Source organism: Kitasatospora sp. NPDC056800, from assembly GCF_042789775.1.
In the GTDB taxonomy this organism is placed as follows: Bacteria; Actinomycetota; Actinomycetes; order Streptomycetales; family Streptomycetaceae; genus Kitasatospora.
Genome location: NZ_JBHUAL010000098.1, coordinates 1 through 23766 on the forward strand (window position 1 = coordinate 1; position 23766 = coordinate 23766).

The window sequence follows — 23766 nt, forward strand, 5'->3', positions numbered from 1 at the left end:
TGAAAAATAGGCCCGCGCCCCCTTCCGGTGTCGCACCTCAGCCGGTCAGCTGCCGTGCCCGGGCCACCAGGTCGCGCACCGAGTGGTCGGTGAGCTCCGGCAGCCGGTCGTAGTCGAACCAGCGCAGGTCCAGCGACTCCTCGCTGATCAGCGCCTGGGCACCGGCCGGGGCCAGCGCGATGTACTGGACGTCCAGGTGGGTGTTCTCCGGCCGGTCCTTGCCGGCGCAGCGCACCAGGTGCCGGTCCAGCTTGGCCGGCACCGGGGTGCCGCCGCTCTCCAGCAGCACCAGGTCGGGGATGCCGGACTCCTCGACGGCCTCGCGCAGCGCGGCCGAGGCGAGGTCGCGGTCGCCGGGCTCGCAGTGCCCGCCCATCTGGAGCCACATGCCGACCTTGGGGTGCAGGGTCAGCAGCACCCGCCCGGCGGCCGGGTCGACGACCGCCGCGCTCGCGGTGATGTGCGCGGGCAGGCAGGAGCGGTACAGGCCGTCGGGCCGCGCGGCGAGGTGCTCCAGGTAGTCGAGCCGCAGCCGCTCCTGGTCCTGGTCGGCGGGCCGCCACCCGCTCAGCGCGCGGACGGCGTCCGCGTGCAGGCCGGAGGAGGTCTCGGTGGCGGGCGTCTCGGTGGCCGTCATGCGGTGGGCTCGCCCTTCCCGTCGGTGCCGTCCTCGTCGGTCTTCGGCTGCTCGTCCTTCTTGGTGAGGTCGGGCTTGCCGGCCGCGGCCTCGCCGAGCAGCTTGTCGAGCGCGTCGAAGTCGATGCCGCCCTCCAGGTCGTCGGCGGAGCCCCGGTGGACGAAGGCGTCCGGGTCGTCCAGGTCGGCGGCGGTGGGCAGCATGTCCGGGTGCTCCCAGAGCGCGTCGCGGCCCTCGATGCCGCGGGCGTCGGCGAGCAGCGCCCAGAGCCGGGAGGCGTCGCGCAGCCGGCGCGGGCGCAGCTCCAGGCCGACCAGGGTGGCGAAGGTCTGCTCGGCGGGCCCACCGGCCGCGCGGCGGCGGCGGACGGTCTCGCGCAGCGCGCCGGACTGCGGCAGGTGCGGCTCGGCGGCGGCGTGCACGACGGCGTCGACCCAGCCCTCGACCAGCGCGAGCGCCGTCTCCAGGCGGGCGAGCGCGGCCTTCTGCTCGGGGGTGTCCTCGGGCTGGAGCAGGCCGCCGGCCAGCGCTTCCTGGAGCGCCTCCGGGTTGGTGGGGTCGAGCTGGCCGACCAGCTCCTCCATCCGGGAGGTGTCGACCTTGATGCCGCGCGCGTAGGCCTCGACGGCGCCCAGCAGGTGGGCCCGCAGCCACGGCACGTGGGCGAAGAGCCGCTGGTGGGCGGCCTCGCGCAGGGCGAGGTAGAGCCGGACCTCGTCGGCGGGCACGCTCAGGCCCTCGCCGAACTCGGCGACGTTCTGCGGCAGCAGCGCGGCCTTGCCGGCCGGGGCGAGCGGCAGGCCGATGTCGGCGGAGCCGACCACCTCGCCGGCGAGCGCGCCGAGCGCCTGGCCGATCTGGGTGCCGAACATGGCGCCGCCCATCGAGCGCATCACGCCCATCAGCGGGCCGGCCATGGCCTGCATCTCCTCGGGCAGGACGCCGCCCATGGCGTTGCCGACCCGCTCGGCGACCGGGTCCACCAGGTCCTTCCAGACCGGGAGGGTGGCCTCGATCCACTCGGCGCGGCTCCAGGCGACGGCGGTGCCGGCGCCGGAGGGGAACTCGGTGGAGCCGTCGAGCCACAGGTCGGCCAGGCGGACGGCCTCGGCGACGGCGGAGCGCTCGGCCGCGCTGACCGAGCGGTCCTTGCTCTTGCCCTCGGCGGGCTCGGCGACGACGGTCTGGCGGGCGATGTTCGTGGCGAGGTCCCAGTTCACCGGGCCGCCCTCGAAGGAGAGCATCTGGCCGAGCTGCTGGAAGGCGGCGCCGAGGTCGCCCGGGTTCATGCCGCCGAACATCGCGGCGAAGGGGTTGTCGGCACCGGCGCCGCCGGGGCCGCCCGGGGCGCCGGGCATGCCGAAGAGCGCACCGAAGGGGTTGCCGCTCCCGAAGCCGAACGGCTGGGGGCCGCTGTCGGACTGCTCCTGGTCCTTCTTCTTCTGCGCGTCGTCGGGCTTGGCCTTGCCGTCCTCGGGCTCCTCTGGCGGAACGCCGAATCCGAAGGGAAGGTCGCTCACGGGGTCCTCGATCCGGTCGGCCGTCATGCGGGTGTGGCGGGAAAGTCTGCGCCCGGGGCGGCGGCGGAGTGGGGGACTTGGGGCGGCTCCCGCGCGGCAGGCCCGCGCCGGGTGCACCACCGGGCCTTCGCCTCGGGCAGGATGGACGTACGTGACACACGTCCGTACGCACATAAAGCTAACCGTGGAGGATGGCCGGTGAGTTCCCCGCCCTCGGACGTTCGCTCTGGGCTGACCGGAGGAGAGACCGGAGGAGAGGACGCGTCGGACACCACGGCGTCGCCGCCTCCAGCCTACGGCGGACGGCCGCTGACCGTGGCGGTCACGGGCGCCGCGGGGGTACTGGGCGAGCGGGTCGCCGCCCGGCTGGTGGCCTCGCCGCACGTGCGGAAGGTCCTCGCGGTGGACGACCGGCGCGGCGACGTGCCGGGCGTGCAGTGGCGGGTCCTCGACGTGCGCGACCCGGCGGTGGCCGAGCGGCTGGCCGGGGTCGACGTGGTGGTGCACCTGGCGATGGACTTCGGCATGGAGTCGGACGCCCGGGCCCGCAGCGCCTACAACGTGCGCGGCGCCCAGACGGTGCTGACCGCGGCCGCGGCCGCCGGGGTGCACCGCGTGGTGCTGTGCACCTCGGCGATGGTCTACGGCGCGCTGGCCGACAACGAGGTGCCGCTGGCCGAGGACTCCGAGCTGCGGGCCACCGAGGAGGCCTCGCTGGTCGGGGACCTGCTGGAGATCGAGCGGCTGGCCCGCCGGGCACCGCGCGCCCACCCGGGCCTGCAGGTGACGGTGCTGCGCCCGGCCGTGGTGGTGGGCCCCGGCGTGGACACCGTGCTGACCCGGCACTTCGAGGCGCCCCGGCTGCTGGTGGTGGCCGGCTCCCGGCCGTGCTGGCAGTTCTGCCACGTGGACGACCTGGCGGCGGCGCTGGAGTACGCGGCGCTGGGCCTGGTCGAGGGCGAGGTGACGGTCGGCTGCGACGGCTGGCTGGAGCAGGAGGACGTGGAGCGGCTGTCCGGGATCCGGCGGATGGAGCTGCCGGCCTCGCTGGCGCTCGGTACGGCCGCGCGGCTGCACCGGCTGGGCCTGACCCCGGCCCCGGCCGGGGACCTGGCGTACACGATGTACCCGTGGGTGGTGTCCGGCAGCCGGCTGCACGAGGCGGGCTGGCGCCCGGCGCACACCAACGAGCAGGTGCTGGCCGAGCTGCTGGAGCAGGTGTCCGGCAAGCACGCGGTGGCCGGGCGCCGGCTGGGCGGCAAGGAGGCGGCGACCAGCCTGGGGGCGGCCGGGGCGACGGTGGCGCTGGTCGGTACGGCGGCGCTGGTGCGCCGGGCCCGCAAGCGGCGGCGGTTCTGAGCGGCCGGTCCCGATCGGCCGGTCCTGAGTGCCGGTCCCGATCGGCCGGTGCCGGACGGCGGGGCCCGGCCGGCGGGCGGCGCTCTCCCTCGATTTCTCACGATGCGAAATTCCGGAACCGCGGTGCGGAAAGCACTTGCCCCGGAGCGTCCCGGATGGGGAATCATGGGGTCATGTCCGACAACCACGACCCCATCCGCCTGCTCGCCATCCGCGACACCCCGCTCTCGCTGGACGAGGTGTACGAGGCGGTCGGCGACGACGCGGCCGGCGGCACCACCGTCTTCGTCGGGACGGTCCGGGACCACGACGGCGGCAAGTCGGTCTCCGCGCTGGAGTACAGCTGCCACCCCACCGCCGAGCAGGAGCTGCGCCGGGTCGCCGAGAAGGTGACCGCGGACTTCCCGGTCCGGGCGCTGGCCGCGGTCCACCGGGTGGGCCGGCTGGAGATCACCGACAAGGCCGTGATCGTCGCCGTCTCCTGCGCCCACCGCGGCGAGGCCTTCGCGGCCGCCCGCCGGCTGATCGACGATCTCAAGCACGAGGTGCCGATCTGGAAGCACCAGGTCTTCTCCGACGGCGCGGAGGAGTGGGTCGGCGCCGGCAACTGCTGAGGCCGGCCCGGACCCGACGGAACCGGACCGGACCGGACGGCACGGAACCGGACGCGGGGGCACCGAGCCGGTCGGAACCGAACCGCACACCTCGCGCGTCCGTCGGGTCAGGCGCGCCGCGGTCTCACTCCAACGGGTCCGTGCCGGCGCTCCGAATACTCCCTGGAAGTGAGCCGATCGGCCGTCCCGTAACCCGGACGGCGCCGGCCGCGTTGTCCGCCGGAGTGGTTAATCTGCTCATAGACACGACGAGCTGGGAGTGCTGGTATGGGTGTGCTCGCCTGGTTGATCATTCCGGTTGTCGCCGTCCTGGTCGCCGCCCTCTGGGCGGGGTGGGCCCAGCGGGCCCCGCGGGCCACCGGCGATCCGGCCTCACTCGCCGAACACCGGCGCTTCATGGCCGCGATGGAACGCACCACCGCGGGCGCCGCCGCCCCGGGTGAGGGCTCCGGCCGGTAGCCCGGCGGGCGCCGCTTCAGGCACGTCCCGTACTGTCGAGGCATGCCACGCCGCTCCGCGACGATGCTCGCTGCCACCCTGCTGCTCATAGCGCTGCTCTGCGTCTCGGTGCTGATGAAGGTGCCGTACACGGAGATGAGCCCGGGGCCGACGTACAACACGCTCGGCAACCAGGGCGGCAAGCCGGTGATCAGCATCAGCGGGCACGAGTCGTACCCGACGACCGGGCACCTCAACATGACCACCGTCCAGGTCACCGGGGCCAAGTACGAGCCCAGCCTGGTCAACGCGGTGGTCGGCTGGCTGCGGGACGACGTGCTGGTGGTGCCGCACGACAACGTCTACCCCAAGGGGCAGTCGGACGCGGACGCCAAGAAGCAGAACGCCGAGGAGTTCGCCTCCTCCGAGGACAGCGCCCGCACCGCGGCGCTCAAGCAGCTGGGCGTGCCGGTCGGCAGCGAGCTGATCGTGAAGTCGGTCACCGCGGGCGCCCCGGCCGAGGGCCGGCTGCACGCGGGCGACCAGATCGTGGCCGTCGACGGCGTCCCGGCCGGCTCGGTCGAGCAGGTGGTCGCGGCGGTCACCAAGCACAAGCCGGGCGAGTCGGCGGTCTTCACCGTCGTGCCGCGGGTCAAGGACGCGAACGGCGTCGCCACGGCGGGCGGGAAGACCGACGTCACCGTCCCGACCGTCCGGGCCAAGGACCTCGACCCGAAGGCCCCCGCCGAGCGGGCGGAGCTCGCGGTGGTGGGCATCGGCACCGGGATCCGGCACACCTACCCGTTCCAGATCGACATCGGGCTGCAGGACGTCGGCGGCCCGAGCGCCGGGCTGATGTTCTCGCTCGGCATCATCGACAAGCTCACCCCGGGCGGCGACCTCACCGGCGGCAAGTTCGTGGCCGGCACCGGGACCATCGACGACGACGGCAAGGTCGGGCCGATCGGCGGCATCTCGATGAAGCTGATCGCCGCCCGGGACGCCGGGGCCGAGTACTTCTTCACCCCGTCCTCGAACTGCGCCGAGGCGACCAAGAACGTCCCGTCCGGGCTGACCCTGATCAAGACGGACACGCTGGACAGCGCGCTGAAGTCGCTGGAGCAGGTCCGCTCCGGGCAGACCTCCGCGCTGCCGTCCTGCGCCGCCAAGTAGCGGCCGGGCAGTCGCCGGGCAGTCGGCGGGCAGTCGGCGAGCAGCGGCCGGGTAGTCACCGGGCAGCCGCCGGGCAGCGGTCGGGCCGTCGGCACGGGGCCTGCCGGGCAGCCGCCGGGGCGGCCGCCCGGGAACGTCGGCGGGAAGGCGTCAGGCGAAGGTCGCCAGCAGCGCGTCGGTCAGGCCGGGCACCAGGTCGGGGCCGGTCAGCACCTCGCGGGCGACGTCCTTGGAGCGCAGCCGCAGCGCGATCTCCTTCTTGCCGCCGCGGAGCACCGCGGCGGTGATCCGCACCTCCTCGCGCTTGGGGTGGTTGGCCACCCACTCGGCGAGCTGGGCGTCGGAGGCGCCGCGCGGGCGGGACTGCTCGGCGCCCGGGGGCAGCATGAGGCGCTCGACGACCAGGGCGCAGCCGGCCACGGAGTCGGGCCAGGCGATGGTGCCGAGGAACTTGTCGAGCTCCATGCCGGCCGGCAGCTCGTCCTGCTCGATCGGGGTCAGGCCGGGCTCGTCGCCGTCGGCGAGGCCGAGCTGCTTGGCGATCTTCGGGTTGGCCTTGCGCAGGGCGGCGCTGTCCACCAGGGCGAACAGCCGGGCCGGGAGGTCCCAGCCGAGGGTGGAGGCGTACTCGTCGATCTCCAGCGCGGCCCGGGTCAGCGGGGTGGCGGCCGGGAGCTTGGAGACGTCGTCGGGGGAGTTGTTCAGATCAGACGCGTCGGACATGCCTCAATCCTCACACGCCGGGCGGGGCGCGCTCGCCGGAAGGCCGCCGGGGGCGGTCGGGGGGTCGTCGCGGGGGTTGTCGCGGGCCGTCGGGAGGGCCGGGGGAGCCGTGGCGGGGACGGCCGGCGGCGGGCGGTCGTCGTAACCGTCTGCTAACGGTGGGAACTCGGCCAAAGCCTGGTTAAGTTGCTCTGACGACCGACCCCATTTCAGACGACACAGCCGAGGTGCCACCGTGGTCTTCCAGATGCCCGAACGCTCAGGGCCGGGTTTCCGGCGCAGGGTAGGCCCGCCCTCCCGGCGGGCGCGGGTGGCCCTGCTGACCCTGGGCGTGCTCGCGGTGCTCTTCCTGCTGTTCGTCATGTTCGCGGGCTTCTGGACGGACTGGCTGTGGTTCAGGTCGGTCCACTTCTCCTCGGTGTTCACCACCCAGCTGTGGACGAAGATCGGCCTGTTCGGGGTGTTCGGCCTGCTGATGGCGGTGATCGTCGGCTTCAACATCTGGCTGGCGCACCGGCTGCGGCCGCCGCTGTCGGCGATGTCGGTGGAGCAGCAGAGCCTGGACCGCTACCGGTCGGGCCTGGCGCCGTTCAAGCGCTGGGCGCTGATCGGGGTCTCGCTGGTGATCGGCCTGGTGGCAGGCGCCGCGGCCTCGGGCCAGTGGCGGACCTGGCTGATGTGGACGAACTCGACCTCCTTCGGTGAGAAGGACTCGCAGTTCGGCATGGACGTCTCGTTCTACGCCTTCGACCTGCCGTTCTACGAGTTCGTGCTGGGCTTCGCGTTCAGCGCGGTGATCGTCTCGCTGCTGACCTCGGCGCTGGTGCACTACCTGTACGGCGGGCTGCGGCTGCAGGGCCCGGGGCGCCGGGCGAGCGCGGGCGCGCAGGGGCACCTGGCGGTGCTGCTGGGCGTGTTCGTGCTGCTGAAGGCCGTCGCGTACTGGCTGGACCGGTACGCGCTGGCGGTGAAGACCGGCTCGTACAAGGGCGTCTCGGGCTGGACGGGTCTGCGCTACGTGGACGCCAACGCGTTCCTGCCGGCCAAGACCATCCTGTTCTTCGTCGCGATCATCTGCGCGGTGCTGTTCTTCCTGACCCCGATCCGCCGCACCTGGGCCCCGGCCCTGATCGGCCTGGGGCTGATGGTGCTGTCGGCGGTGCTGATCGGCGGGCTGTACCCGGCGATCGTGCAGCAGTTCCAGGTCAAGCCGAACGAGCAGGCCAAGGAGACGCCGTACATCCAGAAGAACATCGACGCCACCCGCCAGGCGTACGGGATCGCGGACGCGCAGACCACCCAGTACACCCCGCAGGGCACGACCAACGCCGACGCGCTCAAGCCGGACGCGCAGACCATCGCGGACATCCGGCTGCTGGACCCGAACGTCGTCTCGCCGGCGTTCCAGTCGCTGGAGCAGCAGCGCAACTACTACGCCTTCCCGAACACGCTGGACGTGGACCGCTACGGCACCGGGCAGGACAAGCAGGACAGCGTGATCGGCCTGCGCGAGCTCGACCTCAACGGCGTGCAGCGCAACTGGATCAACGACCACTTCAAGTACACCCACGGCTACGGCGCGGTGGTCGCCAAGGGCAACCAGGTCGACGACAAGGGCCAGCCGGTGTTCACCGAGTCGGGCCTGCCGGCCACCGGCACGCTGGGCGACTACCAGCAGCGGATCTACTACGGCGAGAAGACCACTACGTACTCGATCGTCGGCGGCGCCAACAAGGAGATCGACTACACCGATCCCAAGACCGGCCAGAACGCCGAGTACACCTACTCCGGCGGCAGCGGCGTCTCGCTGGACAACCCGCTGACCCGGGCCGCGTACGCGGTGCGCTTCACGGAGCCGCAGATCCTCTACGCGGGGGCCATCACCGACGGCGCCAAGGTCATCTACAACCGCACGCCGAAGGAGCGGGTGGAGAAGGTCGCGCCGTGGCTGTCGATCGACGCCGACCCGTACCCGGTGGTGCAGGACGGCCGCGTGGTCTGGGTGCTGGACGGCTACACCACCTCGGACGGCTTCCCGTTCTCCTCGAAGACGACGCTGGGCGCCGCCACCAAGGACTCGCTGACCAACCAGCGCGGTGAGCTGCTGACCGCCGCCAACCAGGTCAACTACATCCGCAACTCGGTCAAGGCCACGGTGGACGCCTACACCGGCGAGGTGAAGCTCTACCAGTGGGACGACAAGGACCCGGTCCTGAAGACCTGGATGAAGGCCTTCCCGGGCACCGTCGAGCCGAAGGCGGACATCCCGCAGACGCTGCTGCCGCACCTGCGCTACCCGCAGGACATGTTCAAGGTGCAGCGCGACCTGCTCGGCCAGTACCACGTCACCGACGCCAACTCCTTCTTCAACGGCAGTGACATCTGGCAGGTCCCGGTGGACCCGAGCAGCGACACCAAGCAGGTCCAGCCGCCGTACTACGTGACGGTGCGGATGCCGGACACGAACACCGCGAACTTCTCGCTCACCAGCACCTTCGTGCCCAACCAGCGGCCCAACCTGGCGGCCTTCATGGCCGTCAACGCGGACCCGGGGGACGACTACGGGAAGATCCGCATCCTGAAGATGACGGGCGAGAGCGGCGCCCCCGGCCCCGGCCTGGTGCAGTCGAAGTTCAACTCCCGCCAGGAGGTGGCCAACCAGATCTTCGCCCTGAAGAGCGGCGGGGACGCCGAGCTGGAGTACGGCAACCTGCTGACCCTGCCGGTCGGCGGCGGGCTGCTCAACATCGAGCCGGTGTACGTGCGCGGTCGCGGTGCCAAGTACCCGACGATGCAGAAGGTCCTGGCGGTGTACGGGGACGACAACGTGGCGTTCGAGGACACCCTGGAGGCCGCGCTGAAGAAGGTGTTCGGCGGGGCGCCCCCGTCGACCACCCCGATCGTGCCGTCCACGCCGGGCACCGGGACCGCTCCGACCACCACCCCGACGGCGCCCGCGACGCCGGCGCCGGGCGGGACGATCTCGCCGGAGCTCCAGAAGGCGCTCTCGGATGCGGAGAAGGCGTACGGCGACAGCCAGACCGCGTTCAAGAACGGCGACTGGGTGGCCTACGGCAACGCCCAGAAGGCGCTCGGCGACGCCCTGAAGGCCGCGGAGGCGGCCCGTGGCGGCAGCCCGGCGCCGGCCCCGGCCGGCACTCCCGCCCCGGGCGCCACCGGCGGCGGATCGCCCAGCCCGCAGCCGTAGTCCGCGGAGGCGGCCGCTGAGCTGCGGTAACCGTTTTCCGTTCCACCCCGCGCCCGTGCTATGGTTTAACCACCGACGCGGGGTGGAGCAGCTCGGTAGCTCGCTGGGCTCATAACCCAGAGGTCGCAGGTTCAAATCCTGTCCCCGCTACAAAGGCCAGAGGCCCGGAGGATTCTTCCTCCGGGCCTCTGGTGTTTCCCGCGCCGCTCCCGGGCCGTTCTCGTCCGGAAGCGGCGGGAACCGCTCCGGTACTATCGACCGTCGCCAAGGAGGACGGCAACGGGGTTTGTGGGGTTGACGTGTCGGGAAATCGACAAAGCGCCGAAGCAATTTCGTCGGCTTCGGGTCGGCCCCGCCGGAATTCGGCCGGGGCAGGTGTACGCGGGTACTGGGTGATGCGACGATGGGACACATGGGGGACGGTGCGCGGCCGCTGACCGGCCGTCGGGTCCGGCGCCTCCCCTGGGAGTCCCCCCGGACGCACGCCGGGGCACGATGCCGCGACACTCTGGGGGAGCGGGAGTCGGCATGAGGCTGATCGGCAAGTCAGGCGCCAGGTCCTCGGCGGCCGCCGAGGCGGACACCGACGCCTGGGCGGAGAGCGCCGAGCGCACGGCCAACCACCCCGGAGCCCTGCCCGCCCAGCGCACCAGCGGACTGTCCGAGCGCCCCCCGACCCAGGGCTACGGGCCCGACAGCCTCGTCCACGTGTCGACCCGTCAGTTCGCCGCCGCCGTCGGCGCGTACGGGGAGCAGCCCGGCGGGGAGCCGGGCGCCGGCGCCGCGATCGACCCGGCCGGCCTCGACTCGACCAGCTTCGAGACCGCCCTCGCCGCCCGCGAGTCCGCCGCGCTGGAGGCCCGCCACCGGCAGGCCGCCGACGGTGGCGACCCGGACGCCGCCTGCCGGCTCGGCACCCTGCTGCTGCGCCGCGGCGAACTGGAGGACGCCGAGCCCTACCTGCGCGCCGCCGCGGCCGCCGGGGTGCGCGCCGCCGCCAACAACCTGGGCGTGCTGCTGCACCAGCAGGGCCACCGCGCCGAGGCCGGGCAGTGGTGGCGCCAGGCCGCCGTGGCCGGCAGCGCGCCGGCCGCGCACGCGCTCGGGCTGCAACTGCGCGACCAGGGCGAGGAGGAGGCCGCCGAGTACTGGCTGCACTACGCCGCCGACCACGGCCACCCGCTGGGCGCCTACGCCCTGGGCGACCTGATGGAGCACCGGCGGGACGTGCGCGCCGAGCGCTGGTTCAAGGTCTCCGCCGACGCCGGGCACCGGGAGGCCTCCTACCGGCTGGCCCGGATGCGCGAGGCCGCCGGGGACAAGGAGACCGCCGAGACCTGGTACCGCACCGCCGCCGCCCGCAGCCACGCCCGCGCCGCGCTGCGCCTGGGCGTGCTGCTGGAGGAGCGGGCCCGCACCGACCGGTCGCTGCTGGACGAGGCGGCCCGCTGGTACCGGCAGGCCGCGCAGAACGGGGAGCCGCGCGCGGCCTGCGCGCTGGGCTTCCTGCTGCGCGACTCCGGGGACCTGGCGGCCGCCGCCGAGTGGTGGCAGGAGGCCGCCGAGGCCGGGGACGGCAACGCCGCCAACGCGCTGGGGGCGCTGCACGCGAGCCGCGGCGAGGCCGCCGCGGCCGAGCGCTGGTACCGGGCCGCGCTGGACGCGGGCGACCAGAACGGCGCCTTCAACCTCGGCCTGCTCTGCGCCGGCACCGGTCGCGAGCAGCAGGCCGAGCAGTGGTACCGCCGGGCCGCGTACGCCGGGCACCGGGAGGCCTGCAACGCGCTGGCCGTGGTGCTGCTGCAGCGCGGCGACGAGTCCGGTGCCCAGCCCTGGTTCTCCAAGGCGGCCGAGGCCGGCAGCGTGGACGGGGCGTTCAACCTCGGTGTGCTGCACGCCGGGCGCGGCGAGCAGCAGCAGGCCCAGGAGTGGTACGCGCGGGCCGCGGCCGAGGGGCACGGCGAGGCGGCCCTGCAGCTCGCGGTCGTCCAGGAGCAGCGCGGCAACCTGGGCGGGGCGCTGGAGCGCTACCGGCAGGCGGCGGCCGGCGGCTCGGCCGAGGGCGCGTTCCGGCTGGCCTCGCTGCTGGACCGGCGCGGGGACGCGGACGCCGAGGCCGAGCACTGGTACGCGCTGGCGGCCGACGCCGGGCACCGCCGGGCGCAGGTGCGGATGGGTGTGCGGGCGGCCGAGCGCGGGGCGCTGGAGATCGCCGAGAGCTGGTACCGGCGGGCCGCCGAGGCGGGCAGCCGCAGTGCCGCGTTCAACCTGGGGCTGCTGCTGGCCCGGCAGGACAGCGAGGCCGAGGCGATGCTCTGGTACACCCGGGCCGCCGACGCCGGGCACGGCCGGGCGGCGCTGCGCCTGGCGCTGCTGGCGCTGCGCCGGGGGGAGCCGATGCAGGCGGAGAACTGGTGCCGGCGGGCGATCGACTCCGGGCCGGCCGAGGTGGCGGAGCGGGCCGGGCGGCTGCTGGGCGCGCTGAACGCGGAGTTGAGCGCGTAGCGGGGCAACCGGGCGGCTGGGGGCGGCGGTTCGGCCGGGGCGGCTGGGGGTAGCCGGGAGGCAGGGGGCAACCGGCGGGCTAGGGGCGGCAGTTCGGGCACAGGCCGCGGTAGGTGACCTCGGCGGCGGTGACGGTGAAGCCGAAGCGCTCGGCGGCGGGGAGGGCGGCGAGCGGGTCGCCCTGCGGTTGGACGTCGCGGATCGCGCCGCAGCCCGAGCAGATCAGGTGCTGGTGGGCGCGGTGGGCGTTGGGGTCGTAGCGCTTGGCGCGGCCGTCGGCGGCGACCTCCAGGACCTCGCCGAGGGCGACGAGTTCGCCGAGCGTGTTGTAGACGGTGGCGCGGCTGATCTCCGGCAGTCGGGTCGTCGCGCGGGCGTGCACCTCGTCCGCGGTGAGGTGGACGTGTTCGCCGTCCAGGACCTCGGCCACGACCCGGCGCTGCGAGGTCAGCCGCCAGCCTCTCGCGCGCAGTCTCTCCAGCAGGTCGCTCATGCCCTCCAGAGTAGGTCACCCTCCGAGATTGGTTCCAGTATTGACTTGGACAAAGTCCAAGTTAGGATCGTGTCATCACGACCGGATACCGCGGAGGCACTCCCATGACGACCCAGGACGAGCTGCGCCCGACCCTGACCACGGAGGCGGGTGCCCCCGTCGCCGACAACCAGAACACCGAGACGGCGGGCCCCGGGGGCCCGGCGCTCATCCAGGACCAGCTGCTGTTCGAGAAGCTCGCGCACTTCAACCGCGAGCGGATCCCGGAGCGCGTGGTGCACGCCCGCGGCGCCGGCGCGTACGGCACCTTCACCGTGACCGCCGACCTGACGCCCTGGACCCGGGCGGCGTTCCTCTCCGAGGTCGGCAAGCAGACCGAGACGTTCCTGCGCTTCTCCACGGTGGCGGGCAACCTCGGCGCGGCCGACGCGGTGCGCGACCCGCGCGGCTTCGCGCTGAAGTTCTACACCGAGGAGGGCAACTACGACCTCGTCGGCAACAACACCCCGGTGTTCTTCATCAAGGACGCCATCAAGTTCCCCGACTTCATCCACACCCAGAAGCGCGACCCGTACACCGGCTCGCAGGAGGCGGACAACGTCTGGGACTTCTGGGGCCTGTCGCCCGAGGCCACCCACCAGGTGACCTGGCTGTTCGGCGACCGCGGCATCCCGGCCTCGTACCGGCACATGAACGGCTACGGCTCGCACACCTACCAGTGGCAGAACGAGGCCGGCGAGCACTTCTGGGTCAAGTACCACTTCAAGACCGACCAGGGCATCCGCAACCTCACCCAGGCCGAGGCCAACACCCTCGCCGGCGAGGACCCGGACAGCCACCAGCGAGACCTGCGCGAGTCGATCGAGCGCGGCGAGTTCCCCAGCTGGACGGTGCAGGTCCAGATCATGCCGGCGGCCGACGCGGCGAACTACCGCTTCAACCCCTTCGACCTGACCAAGGTCTGGCCGCACGCCGACTACCCGCCGATCGAGATCGGGAAGCTGGAGCTCAACCGCAACCCCGACAACGTCTTCGCCGAGGTCGAGCAGTCGGTCTTCTCCCCGGCGCACTTCGTGCCCGGCATCGGCCCGTCCCCGGACAAGATGCTCCAGGGCCGCCTGTTCGCGTACGCCGACGCCCACCGCTACCGGGTCGGCATCAACGCCGACCACCTGCCGGTGAACCGTCCGCACGCCACCGAGGCCCGTACCAACAGCCGGGACGGCTACCTGTACGACGGCCGCCACGGCCGGCAGAAGAACTACGAGCCGAACAGCTTCGGCGGCCCGGTGCAGACCGGCCGTCCGCTGTGGGCCGCGACCGCCGTCGACGGCCTCACCGGCAACCACGTCGCGCCCTCGCACGCCGAGGACGACGACTTCGTGCAGGCCGGCGACCTCTACCGGCTGTTCTCCGAGGAGGAGAAGCAGCGCCTGGTCGCCAACCTGGCGGGCTTCATCGCCAAGGTCTCGGCCGACCGCGAGGACATCGTGGAGCGGGCGGTCGACAACTTCCGCAAGGCCGACGCCGACTTCGGGCAGCGGCTGGACGCGGCGGTCCGGGAGCTGCGCAAGCAGTAGCCCCGCGCACCCGGGCGAGAACGGCGGGCCCCGGTGACCTGCTCCCACAGGTCACCGGGGCCCGCGCACGCCTCGGCCCGAGGATCCGGCTCAGACGCCCAGCCGGCGCAGGGCCTCCTCGTGCAGCAGGCCGTTGGAGGCGACGGCGTCGGCGCCGCCGGGGCCGGGGACGCCGTCCAGACCGGTGAAGCGGCCGCCGGCCTCCTCGACGATGATGCAGTTGGCCGCCATGTCCCACAGCGACAGCTCGGGCTCGGCGGCGATGTCGACGGCGCCCTCGGCGACCATCATGTAGGACCAGAAGTCGCCGTAGGCGCGGGTGCGCCAGCAGGCGCGGGTGAGGTCCAGGAACGGGTCGAGGCGCCCGCGCTCCTCCCAGCCGGTGAGCGAGGAGTAGGAGAAGGACGCGTCCTCGATCCGGGAGACGCCGGAGACGTGCAGCCGGGAGGCCTTGGCCAGGCTGCGGCCGCCGAACGCCCCGAGGCCCTTGGCCGCCCACCAGCGGCGCTGGAGCGCGGGGGCGGAGACCATGCCGACCACCGGGCGCTCGACGCCGTCCGGGCCGTCCTCCAGCAGGGCGATCAGGGTGGCCCAGACCGGGACGCCGCGGATGTAGTTCTTGGTGCCGTCGATCGGGTCGATCACCCAGCGGCGCGGGCCCGAGCCCTGGAGGCCGAACTCCTCGCCGAGGACGGCGTCGCGCGGGCGGGCGCGCTGGAGCACGCTCCGCACCAGCTCCTCGGCGGCCTTGTCGGCGTCGCTCACCGGGGTGAGGTCGGGCTTGGTCTCGACCTTCAGGTCGAGGGCGCGGAAGCGCTCCAGGGTGACCGAGTCGGCCGAGTCGGCGAGGACATGGGCGAGTCGGAGGTCGTCGTGGTAATCGGCCATGCCCGAAACCCTAGCCGCTCAGTGGGCCGTGCCGCTGAGCTGGAGGCCGATGACGCCGGCGATCACCAGCGAGATCGAGACCAGCTTGAGGACCGAACTGGTCTCGTCCAGGAAGACCATGCCGTAGATCGCGGTGCCGGCCGCGCCGATGCCCGTCCACACCGCGTAGGCGGGGCCGACCGGCAGGGTCTTCAGCGAGAGGGTGAGCAGACCGAAGCTGCCGAGGGCGAACACGCAGAAGCTGATGGTGGGCCAGAGCCTGGTGAAACCCTCGCTGAGCTTGAGGTTGATCGCGAAGCCGGTCTCCAGCAGGCCGGCCAGGACCACCAGGGCCCATGCCATCGCGTGCCCTCCCTGTCGATCGGGGGTCGGACCGGGTACGGTCCGACCTTCCTATGATCGCCAGGTGAGCCCGCTCCGACACCTCGAACGGGCCACCGGCCCCGAACCCGGGGACGGGCCCGGCCCGGCCGGGCTCAGTCGAGCTCGCCCTCCTTGCTGGCCAGCAGCCGGCGCAGCGAGTAGAGCCGGGCGGCCTCGGCGTGGCCCTCGGCGACCCAGGCGTCCAGCGCGCAGTCCGGCTCGTCGTGGCTGCACGCGCGCGGGCAGTCGACGGTGCCGGGCTCCAGGTCGGGGAAGGCGAGGATGACCCGGGACGGGTCGATGTGCGAGAGGCCGAAGGAGCGGAAGCCGGGCGTGTCGATCACCCAGCCGGGGTTCAGCGCCTTCTTCGAGCCCGGCTTGGCGCCGGGCGGCGGGGGCAGCCGCAGCGCCAGGGCGGAGACGGTGGTGTGCCGGCCGCGGCCGGTCACCGCGTTGACGCGCCCGGTCTGCCGCTGGCGGTCCGGGACGAGCGCGTTGACCAGGGTGGTCTTGCCGACGCCCGAATGGCCGATGAACACCGTGGACAGCCCGCGCAGGTGCTCGCGGACGGCCTCGGCGCCGGTGGTCTCCAGCTCGTCGCGGCGGGTGACCACGTACGTGATGCCCAGCGGGGCGTACGAGTCCAGCAGCGTCGAGGCCGGCGCGAGGTCGGACTTGGTGAGCACCAGCAGCGGCTCCATGCCCGCGTCGTAGGCCGCCACCAGGCAGCGGTCGATCAGCCGGGGGCGCGGCTCCGGGTCGGCCAGGGCGGTGACGATCGCCAGCTGCTGGGCGTTGGCGACCACGATCCGCTCGTACGGGTCGTCGTCGTCCGCCGTGCGCCGCAGGACCGAGCCGCGCTCCTCGACCCGGACGATCCGGGCCAGGGTGTCGGCGTCCCCGGAGAGGTCCCCGACCAGATTGACCATGTCGCCGACGACGACGCCCTTGCGGCCCAGCTCGCGGGCCTTCATGGCGACGACCTCGCGCTCCTGCTTCGTCCCCGGGTCGACCAGGCAGGTGACCCGGCCGCGGTCGACGGTCAGCACCATCGCCTCGGCGGCGTCCTCGTGCTTGGGCCGGATCCGGGTCCGCGGCCGGGACCCCCGGCGGGCGGGGCGGTTGCGGATGTCGTCCTCGTCGGCGTCCTTGCCGTAGCGGCGCATGTGCTCAGTCTCCGCTCAGACGCCCGCCGTCGCTTCCGCCGCTTCGCCGAGCAGTTCGGCCCACATCCCCGGGAAGTCGGGCAGGGTCTTGGCGGTGGTGGCCACGTTCTCGACCTCCACGCCGGGGACGGCGAGGCCGAGGACGGCGGCGGCGGTGGCGAGGCGGTGGTCCTCGTAGGTGTGGAAGACGCCCCCGTGCAGCGGGCGCGGGCGGATCCGCAGACCGTCCTCGGTCTCCGTGACGTCGCCGCCCAGGTCGTTGATCTCCTTGGCGAGCGCGGCGAGCCGGTCCGTCTCGTGCAGGCGCAGGTGCGCGATGCCGTACAGGTGGGACTCGGAGTCGGCGAGCGCGGCGACGGCGGCGATCACCGGGGTGAGCTCGCCGACGTCGTGCAGGTCGGCCTCGATGCCGTGGATCCGGCCGGTGCCGGTGAACTGCAGGCCCTCGTCGGTGAACTCGCAGGCGCCACCCATCCGGGTGTAGATCTCGCGCAGCTGGTCACCGGGCTGGGAGGTGTGCTTGGGCCAGTCCCGCACGGTGACCCGGCCGCCGGTGACCAACGCGGCGCCGAAGAACGGCGCGGCGTTGGAGAGGTCCGGCTCGACCACCAGGTCGCGGCCGATCACGGCGCCCGGGGTGACCCGCCAGACGTCCTTCTCGCCGCCGTCCTCGGGGGCGTCGACCTGGGCGCCGGCCAGCCGCAGCATCTCCACGGTCATCCGGATGTGCGGCAGCGACGGGACCGGGCCGCCGACGTGGCGGACCTCGATGCCGTGGTTGTACCGGGCGCCGGAGAGCAGCAGGGCGGAGACGAACTGGGACGAGGAGGAGGCGTCCAGCTCGACCGGGCCGCCGTCCAGCGAGCCGGTGCCGTGCACCGTCAGCGGGAAGGCGCCGCGGCCGCCGTCCTCGATCCGGGCGCCGAGCGCGCGCAGGGCGTTGATCACGCCGTGCTGGGGGCGCTCGTAGCAGCGCGGGTCGCCGTCGAAGTGCACCGGGCCGTCGGCCAGGACGGCCAGCGGGGGCAGGAAGCGCATCACGGTGCCGGCGTTGCCGACGTCGACCGAGGCGGGGCCGAGCAGCGCGGGGGCGGGGATGACCCGCCAGGCCTCGCCGCCGCCGGTGCCGCCGGAGTCGTTGTTGACCTTCTCCTCGATGGTGACCCCGAGGGCGCGCAGGCCGTCGGCCATCAGCTGGGAGTCGCGGCTGCGCAGCGGGCGCCGCACCCAGCCCGGCCCGTCGGCGAGGGCCGCCAGCACCAGGGCCCGGTTGGTGACCGACTTGGAGCCGGGGATGGTGACGGTGGCGTCGACGGGGCTGGTCGCGACGGGGGCGGGCCACAGGGTCTCGGTCATGGGGCAAGTCTAGGGGCCGTACGGGAACGTTCTCGGCGCGCGGCCGGGCGGCGGGAGGCCCGGTGGGCTCACTGCAGGGGCTGGAGCAGCCAGGCGGCGCCGAGGGCGAGGCAGGCGAGGGCGACGAGCAGGAAGACGGTGACCCAGGCGAGGGCGGGGACGTGGGTGAGCCGGGCGAGCTGGTCGGCGTCGGAGTCGCGGGCCCAGCCGATCCGGCGCTGGTGCTGGAGCTCCAGGACGGGGCGGACGGCGCCGAGGAGCAGGAACCAGCAGCCGAGGTAGGCGAAGCCGGCCTGGACCTCGGCGCTGCCGAACCAGGAGACCAGGAAGAAGGCGCCGCCGGCGACCAGCACGGTGAGGAAGCCGAAGGCGTTGCGGATGCGCAGGAGCAGGGCGAGCAGCAGCACGATCGCCAGCCAGAGCAGCAGGGTGATCCGGTCGGCGGCGAGCAGGGCGGCGCAGCCGAGGCCGAGCAGGGCGGGGGCGGTGTAGCCGGCGGCGGCGGTGAGGACCATGCCGGGGCCGGTGGGGCGGCCGTAGGAGAGGGTGAGTCCGGAGGTGTCCGAGTGCAGCCGGATGCCGGCCAGTTTGCGGCCGGTGACCAGGGCGATCAGGCCGTGGCCGCCCTCGTGGGCGATGGTCACGGCGTTGCGGGCGACGTGCCAGAGCGGGCGGGCCAGGACGGTGAGCAGGGCGGCGGCGCCGGTGGCCAGGACCAGCCAGCCGGGCGGGGCGGCCTGGGTGCCGGTCACCTGGTTCCACAGGTCGCCGAGGGTCTGGTCGTTCGCGTTCATCGGGGTCTCTCCGCCTCCGTCCGTCGTACCGGGCCGCCGTGTGGGCCGTTCGGGGCAGCCTCCCATGCGGGGACGGGCGGGAGGCAGGGGGTGGTTCTGGTCCGGGGATGAACAGGTCCTGAGGAGCGGCGGCATGGCAAGCTGGCCCGCATGTGCGGTCGGTTCGCAGCGAGCAGCAAGCCCGAGGACGTCGTCGAGCTGTTCGGCGTCGAGCACTGGGACCCCGAGGAGACCCTGGACCCGAACTGGAACGTCGCGCCGACCAACAGCGCGTTCGTGGTGCTGGAGCGGCTGGGCCGGGAGCGGCCGCGGCCGGTGCGCCAGCTGCGGGTGCTGCGCTGGGGGCTGGTGCCGCAGTGGTCGAACTCCGCCGAGACGGCGGTGAAGATGATCAACGCCCGGTCGGACACGGTGCACGAGAAGCCCTCGTACCGGCAGGCCTTCGCCGCCCGCCGGTGCATCCTGCCGGTGGACGGCTACTACGAGTGGCAGACGGTCCCGGGGGAGCGCGGCAAGGCCCGCAAGAAGCCGTACTTCGTGTCCCGGGCGGACGGTGCCCCGCTGGCGCTGGCCGGGCTGTACGAGTTCTGGCGCAACCGGGCGGTGCCGCCGGGGCACCCGGAGGCCTGGCTGGTGACGTTCACGATCGTCACCACGGACGCCGAGGAGCTGCTGGCGCCGATCCACGAGCGGATGCCGCTGTTCCTGGACCGGGGGGACTGGGACGAGTGGCTGGACCCGCGGCTGACCGACCCGGACGGGCTGCGCCGGCTGCTGATACCCCCGCCGCCGGGCGCGCTGGTGGCCACCCCGGTGTCGCCGGCGGTCGGCAGCATCCGCAACAACGGCCCGGAGCTCAAGGAGCCGTGGGCCGAGCCCGAGTACGAGACCACCCTGTTCTGAGCCGCCTGTTCCGACCTTTTGCGAACGTTCCGGGAGACGTCGAGATGAGCACCACCGAACCGGTCCGCACCGAAGCGGTCCCCACCGGGGCCGGGGAGGCCCGGATCACCTACCACCGGGCCGCGAAGCCGGTGGCCGTCCTGGCCCTCGGCCACGGCGCGGGCGGCGGGATCGAGGCCAGGGACCTGGTGGCGCTGGCCGCGAAGCTGCCGGCCCGGGGGATCACCGTAGCGCTGGTCGAGCAGCCCTGGCGGGTGGCGGGCCGGAGGCTGGGCCCGGCGCCGAAGACGCTGGACGTGGGCTGGCGGCCGGTGGCCGAGCGGCTGGCCGGGCAGGGGCTGCCGCTGGTGGTCGGCGGGCGCAGCGCGGGGGCGCGGGTGGCCTGCCGGACGGGCGCGGCGACCGGGGCGGTCGGGGTGGTGGCGCTGGCGTTCCCGCTGCATCCGCCGGGCCGGCCGGAGAAGAGCCGGGCGGAGGAGCTGCTGGGGTCCGGGCTGCCGACGCTGGTGGTGCAGAGCGCGGCGGACCCGTTCGGCGGGCCGGTGGAGTTCCCGGAGCTGCCGCAGGGGCACGAGCTGGTGGCGGTGCCGTACGGCAGCCACGGCTTCGAGGTGCCCAAGCGGGCGCCGGTGGGGCAGGACGAGGTGCTGGACCTGATCTGCTCCGCGGTGGGGGACTGGGTGCTGCGGCTGGTGTGAGGCCGTGGGACGGCGCGGCTCCGGGGCCGTGAGCAGGGAGTTTCCATTCGCTCACTCGTGCGAGTGAATGGCGCCCGGGGACGGGAATGCGGGCGGGGCGCGTGTGGTTGTCGTCTCCGTCAGCAGGAGTCACCGGTGAGAGGCAGGGCAGATGGGTTCGATCGCGTGCCCCGAACGGCCTGAGGAGCGCGAGGCCACCGCGGCGTTCGCCCCCTCCTGGTCGGACTGGATCGACGCGGGCGAGAAGCCCGTCAGCCCGATATCCTCCATTTCTGGGCGGCCCGCCGTGGGCCGTGCCCGTCATGCCGAGGAGGTGGGTCCGGTCGTCGGGACCGAGCACGAGGCCGATCCGGGCCGTGGCCCGGGCGACGCCCTGCCCGCGGGCGAGGCGCTCACCGGTGAGGAGCTGGCCGAGGCGATCGGTGAGGACACCTACCGGGTGTCGGCGGAGGAGAGCGAGGAGGCCCGGCGGGAGCGCTTCGAGCGCGACGCCCTGGGCTACCTGGATCCGATGTACTCGGCGGCGCTGCGCATGACGCGCAACCCGGCCGACGCGGAGGACCTGCTCCAGGAGGCGTTCGCCAAGGCGTACGCGTCCTTCCACCAGTTCCGTGAGGGGACGAACCTCAAGGCCTGGCTGTACCGCATCCTCACCAACACGTTCATCAACTCGTACCGCAAGAAGCAGCGGGAGCCCCAGCGCACCGCGGCGGAGGAGATCGAGGACTGGCAGCTGGCCCGGGCCGAGTCGCACATGTCGACCGGTCTGCGCTCGGCCGAGACCCAGGCGCTCGACCACCTCCCCGACAGCGATGTGAAGGACGCGCTCCAGGCCATCCCGGAGGAATTCCGGATCGCCGTCTATCTCGCGGACGTAGAAGGCTTTGCGTACAAGGAGATCGCGGACATCATGGGTACTCCCATCGGTACGGTGATGTCCCGGCTGCACCGCGGCCGCCGTCAGCTGCGCGGCATGCTGGAGGATTACGCCCGTGAGCGCGGGCTCGTCCCGGCCGGCAGCGGGGCAGGGCAGGAAGCGAAGGGCTCGGGCTCATGAGCTGCGGCGATCCGCACGAAACCGAGTGTGGCGAGGTCCTCGACCACCTCTATGAATTCCTCGACAACGAGATGGCCGAGGGTGACTGCGCCAAGTTGCGGGTGCACTTCGAGGAGTGCTCACCCTGCCTGAAGCAGTACGGGCTGGAGCAGGCGATCAAGGCGTTGATCAAGCGTTCCTGCGGGTGCGACGACACCCCGACCGACCTGCGCAGCAAGGTGCTGGCCAGGATCGACTCGATCCGGGCCGGGCAGCGCTCGGGCGAGCAGGTGGTGGTCGCCGTGGAGACCACCGTCGAGCTGCACGTCGAGTCGGCCCGGCCGGCGCCCAGGCCGGGCGGGGCGGGCGAGACGGAGACGGCCGGGCGCTCGGGCGCTCCGGTCGAGGCCGGCGCCCCCGCGGAGTGACGACCCGTCGGGCGAACGCCCGTACGGCGGCCGACTCCTTGGTCGACCGCCGGGGGCGGTAGCCCCGCGGCCCGCCGGCGAGGGCGGGCCGGACGGTTCGGGCACGTCCGGGCGGGTGTCGGGCGGGTTCAGGGCAAGGGCAACAGCGGCCCCGGGAGTACACATTCCCGGGGCCGCTCCCGTTCTGCTCGCATGCGCCGTCACTCGTTCGAGTGAGCTGGCGGTGCGCCAACTGCGCCATTGCGCCATCATGCGTCCCCATGTCCGGAGGGCGGCCTATTCTCCTGACGGACACTCACCGTCGGTCCGCCCGACGTGCTGAGGCAACACGGGGTCCGTACGGCGGGGAGGTCGAGATCGCTACCGACTGTGGAGGCTCGACCCTGCCGCGAGGGGCGGCGCGCTACCTGGTGGTGGTGCCGGTGGCGGCGCTGTGCTGCCTGGTGCCGCTGCTGCCCGCCGCGGCCGCCCCCGGGGGGCCGCACTGGCTCGGCGCGCCGGTGGACTGGCCCAAGGTCGCGCTGCTGGCCTTCCTGCACGGCTGCTGGGAGTCCCTGGCCCAGGGCCTGCCCACGCCCTGCCTGGTGCTGGTGCGCCGGCTGCTGCGCCGGCCGGCGCTGCCCGAGCGGACGCCCGCCCGGCCCGGGGTGAACACCTTCTTCCCGGTGCTGTTCGCCGGGGTGCTGATGCTCCCGCCGGCCGCCGCCGCCCTGGTGGCCGCCCCGGCCGCGCTGCTCGGCGGGCCGAGCGGGCGCGGCTGCCGCCCGCGCCAGCTGTTCAACGGCTCCCAGCTCGCGCTGTGCGCCTTCGCCTCCTCCGTCGCCTTCCACCTGCTGCACGGCCCGCAGCTGCTGCTCGGCTCCCGCTTCCCGGCCGCACTGCTGCCCGGATTCGCCGCCGTCGCGGTGTTCTGCCTGGTCAACGGGGTGGTGGTGGGCGTCATGCTGATGCTCAGCGAGGGCCGCCGGCCCGGGGTGCTGCTGAGCGGGGCGCACGCGTCCTGCGGCCTGCCGGTGCTGGTGCACGCGGCCGGCGGGCTGATGGTCGCGGTGCTCTGGCAGGGCCCGTACGGCGCGTTCGCGGCGCTGCTCGCGCTGCTGCCGCTGTCCATCTCGGCCTGGGTGTTCGCCCAGGGCCAGCGCGAGCGGGACGCCCACCAGGCCACCGTGCAGTCGCTGGTGCAGGCCGTGGAGATCAAGGACTCCTACACCCGGGGCCACAGCGAACGGGTCGGCCGGGCCTCGGTGCTGATCGCCACTCAGCTCGGCATGGAGGCCGAGCGGCTGCGCACCCTGCGCTTCGCGGGCATCCTGCACGACGTCGGCAAGCTCGGCGTGGCCACCGAGCTGCTGCGCAGAAACGGTCCCCTGACCGAGGCCGAGCGCCGGGCGGTGGAGATCCACCCGGTGTACGGGTACGAGCTGGTGCGCGGGATCGACTTCCTCGGCGAGGCGCACGCCGGGATCCTGCACCACCACGAGCGGCTGGACGGCCGGGGCTACCCGAGCGGGCTGGCCGGCGAGCAGATCCCCGAGTTCGCCCGGATCATCTCGGTCGCCGACGCCTTCGACTCGATGACCTCCACCCGCTCCTACCGGCGCGGCCGCCCGGTCGGCGAGGCGGTCGCGGAGCTGGAGCGCTGCTCGGGCAGCCAGTTCGACCCGGTGATGGTGCGGGCGCTGATCGACGCGCTGGCCGGGTACGACTGGCAGCCGGTGGTGCACTCCGAGGACTCCATCGAGGCGGTGCCGGACATCCCGCTCGGGGTGCCCGAGCCGGTCCGGGCCGCCCCGGGCCAGGCCGTCCCGGGCCGGGTGCCGCCCCAGGGCGGCGGGACCGTCCCCGCGGCCGGGCAGCCGTGAGGGCCCCCGGGCGGGCGGCTGC

21 protein-coding genes and 1 tRNA gene are annotated in these 23766 nt (G+C 73.5%); 13 read left to right on the forward strand and 9 right to left on the reverse strand.

What is annotated here, in order from left to right; translation table 11 throughout:
• Positions 1-37 precede the first annotated feature (37 nt).
• Positions 38-637, reverse strand: coding sequence for an NUDIX hydrolase (locus ACFRQN_RS21700; protein WP_049660410.1), 600 nt, complete (start codon positions 635-637; stop codon positions 38-40).
• Positions 634-2157: a zinc-dependent metalloprotease gene (locus tag ACFRQN_RS21705; protein WP_074001562.1), complete on the reverse strand. Its 1524-nt coding sequence runs from the start codon at positions 2155-2157 to the stop codon at positions 634-636. The genes ACFRQN_RS21700 and ACFRQN_RS21705 overlap by 4 nt, the downstream gene beginning before the upstream one ends.
• Positions 2158-2355: 198 nt before the next feature.
• Between ACFRQN_RS21705 and ACFRQN_RS21710 the strand changes: the two genes are divergently transcribed.
• From ACFRQN_RS21710 to ACFRQN_RS21725, 4 genes are all read left to right on the forward strand, one after another.
• Complete coding sequence (locus ACFRQN_RS21710; protein ID WP_107086545.1) at positions 2356-3516, forward strand: NAD-dependent epimerase/dehydratase family protein; 1161 nt, start codon at positions 2356-2358, stop codon at positions 3514-3516.
• Positions 3517-3689: 173 nt separating this feature from the next.
• A complete protein-coding gene (locus ACFRQN_RS21715; RefSeq protein WP_234348547.1) occupies positions 3690-4130 on the forward strand; it encodes a molybdenum cofactor biosynthesis protein MoaE in 441 nt (146 codons plus the stop codon).
• Positions 4131-4415: 285 nt separating this feature from the next.
• Complete coding sequence (locus ACFRQN_RS21720; protein ID WP_234348548.1) at positions 4416-4589, forward strand: hypothetical protein; 174 nt, start codon at positions 4416-4418, stop codon at positions 4587-4589.
• 42 nt (positions 4590-4631) lie between these two features.
• A complete protein-coding gene (locus ACFRQN_RS21725) occupies positions 4632-5741 on the forward strand; it encodes a PDZ domain-containing protein (RefSeq protein ID WP_049655905.1) in 1110 nt (369 codons plus the stop codon).
• 150 nt (positions 5742-5891) lie between these two features.
• On the opposite strand, the gene ACFRQN_RS21730 is transcribed toward ACFRQN_RS21725, so the two are convergent.
• Positions 5892-6464, reverse strand: a complete 573-nt coding sequence (locus ACFRQN_RS21730) for a PPA1309 family protein (protein ID WP_049655907.1) — start codon at positions 6462-6464, stop codon at positions 5892-5894.
• Positions 6465-6711: 247 nt separating this feature from the next.
• Between ACFRQN_RS21730 and ACFRQN_RS21735 the strand changes: the two genes are divergently transcribed.
• From ACFRQN_RS21735 to ACFRQN_RS21745, 3 genes are all read left to right on the forward strand, one after another.
• Positions 6712-9672 carry a UPF0182 family protein gene (locus tag ACFRQN_RS21735; RefSeq protein WP_074001563.1) on the forward strand — a complete coding sequence of 987 codons (2961 nt, stop codon included), beginning with the start codon at positions 6712-6714 and terminating at the stop codon, positions 9670-9672.
• A 76-nt stretch (positions 9673-9748) separates the two neighbouring features.
• Positions 9749-9822: transfer RNA gene (locus tag ACFRQN_RS21740), tRNA-Met, on the forward strand.
• A gap of 378 nt (positions 9823-10200) precedes the next feature.
• A complete protein-coding gene (locus ACFRQN_RS21745; RefSeq protein ID WP_220450059.1) occupies positions 10201-12177 on the forward strand; it encodes a tetratricopeptide repeat protein in 1977 nt (658 codons plus the stop codon).
• A gap of 79 nt (positions 12178-12256) precedes the next feature.
• Here ACFRQN_RS21745 and ACFRQN_RS21750 read toward each other — a convergent pair whose 3' ends face one another.
• Entirely contained in the window at positions 12257-12670 is a 414-nt protein-coding gene (locus ACFRQN_RS21750; protein ID WP_049655052.1) for a Fur family transcriptional regulator, read from the reverse strand.
• A gap of 104 nt (positions 12671-12774) precedes the next feature.
• On the opposite strand from ACFRQN_RS21750, the gene ACFRQN_RS21755 reads away from it, so the two are divergent.
• Positions 12775-14250: a catalase gene (locus tag ACFRQN_RS21755; protein ID WP_074001396.1), complete on the forward strand. Its 1476-nt coding sequence runs from the start codon at positions 12775-12777 to the stop codon at positions 14248-14250.
• 90 nt (positions 14251-14340) lie between these two features.
• Here the strand turns inward: ACFRQN_RS21755 and hisN are convergent, their stop codons facing one another.
• From hisN to ACFRQN_RS21780, 5 genes are all read right to left on the reverse strand, one after another.
• Positions 14341-15138 carry a histidinol-phosphatase gene (gene hisN / locus ACFRQN_RS21760; protein ID WP_049655055.1) on the reverse strand — a complete coding sequence of 266 codons (798 nt, stop codon included), beginning with the start codon at positions 15136-15138 and terminating at the stop codon, positions 14341-14343.
• An 18-nt stretch (positions 15139-15156) separates the two neighbouring features.
• On the reverse strand, positions 15157-15480 hold the full coding sequence (locus tag ACFRQN_RS21765; RefSeq protein ID WP_074001397.1) for a multidrug efflux SMR transporter: 324 nt from the start codon (positions 15478-15480) through the stop codon (positions 15157-15159).
• A gap of 134 nt (positions 15481-15614) precedes the next feature.
• A complete protein-coding gene (gene rsgA / locus ACFRQN_RS21770) occupies positions 15615-16667 on the reverse strand; it encodes a ribosome small subunit-dependent GTPase A (RefSeq protein WP_049655059.1) in 1053 nt (350 codons plus the stop codon).
• A 15-nt stretch (positions 16668-16682) separates the two neighbouring features.
• Complete coding sequence (gene aroA, locus ACFRQN_RS21775) at positions 16683-18023, reverse strand: 3-phosphoshikimate 1-carboxyvinyltransferase (protein WP_049655060.1); 1341 nt, start codon at positions 18021-18023, stop codon at positions 16683-16685.
• 68 nt (positions 18024-18091) lie between these two features.
• A complete protein-coding gene (locus ACFRQN_RS21780; RefSeq protein ID WP_074001398.1) occupies positions 18092-18817 on the reverse strand; it encodes a M50 family metallopeptidase in 726 nt (241 codons plus the stop codon).
• 150 nt (positions 18818-18967) lie between these two features.
• On the opposite strand from ACFRQN_RS21780, the gene ACFRQN_RS21785 reads away from it, so the two are divergent.
• The 5 genes from ACFRQN_RS21785 (at position 18968) to ACFRQN_RS21805 (ending at position 23744) form a co-directional block, all read left to right on the forward strand.
• Positions 18968-19720 (forward strand): SOS response-associated peptidase, encoded by a 753-nt coding sequence (locus ACFRQN_RS21785; RefSeq protein ID WP_074001399.1) that lies wholly within the window; start codon positions 18968-18970, stop codon positions 19718-19720.
• Between the two features lie 44 nt (positions 19721-19764).
• Positions 19765-20418: an alpha/beta family hydrolase gene (locus ACFRQN_RS21790; RefSeq protein ID WP_074001400.1), complete on the forward strand. Its 654-nt coding sequence runs from the start codon at positions 19765-19767 to the stop codon at positions 20416-20418.
• Positions 20419-20569: 151 nt separating this feature from the next.
• Positions 20570-21475: a sigma-70 family RNA polymerase sigma factor gene (locus ACFRQN_RS21795; protein WP_074001401.1), complete on the forward strand. Its 906-nt coding sequence runs from the start codon at positions 20570-20572 to the stop codon at positions 21473-21475.
• Positions 21472-21882: a mycothiol system anti-sigma-R factor gene (gene rsrA, locus ACFRQN_RS21800; protein WP_375874113.1), complete on the forward strand. Its 411-nt coding sequence runs from the start codon at positions 21472-21474 to the stop codon at positions 21880-21882. Before ACFRQN_RS21795 ends, rsrA begins: the two co-directional genes overlap by 4 nt.
• 422 nt (positions 21883-22304) lie before the next feature.
• Positions 22305-23744, forward strand: coding sequence for an HD-GYP domain-containing protein (locus ACFRQN_RS21805; RefSeq protein WP_259316729.1), 1440 nt, complete (start codon positions 22305-22307; stop codon positions 23742-23744).
• Positions 23745-23766 lie beyond the last annotated feature (22 nt).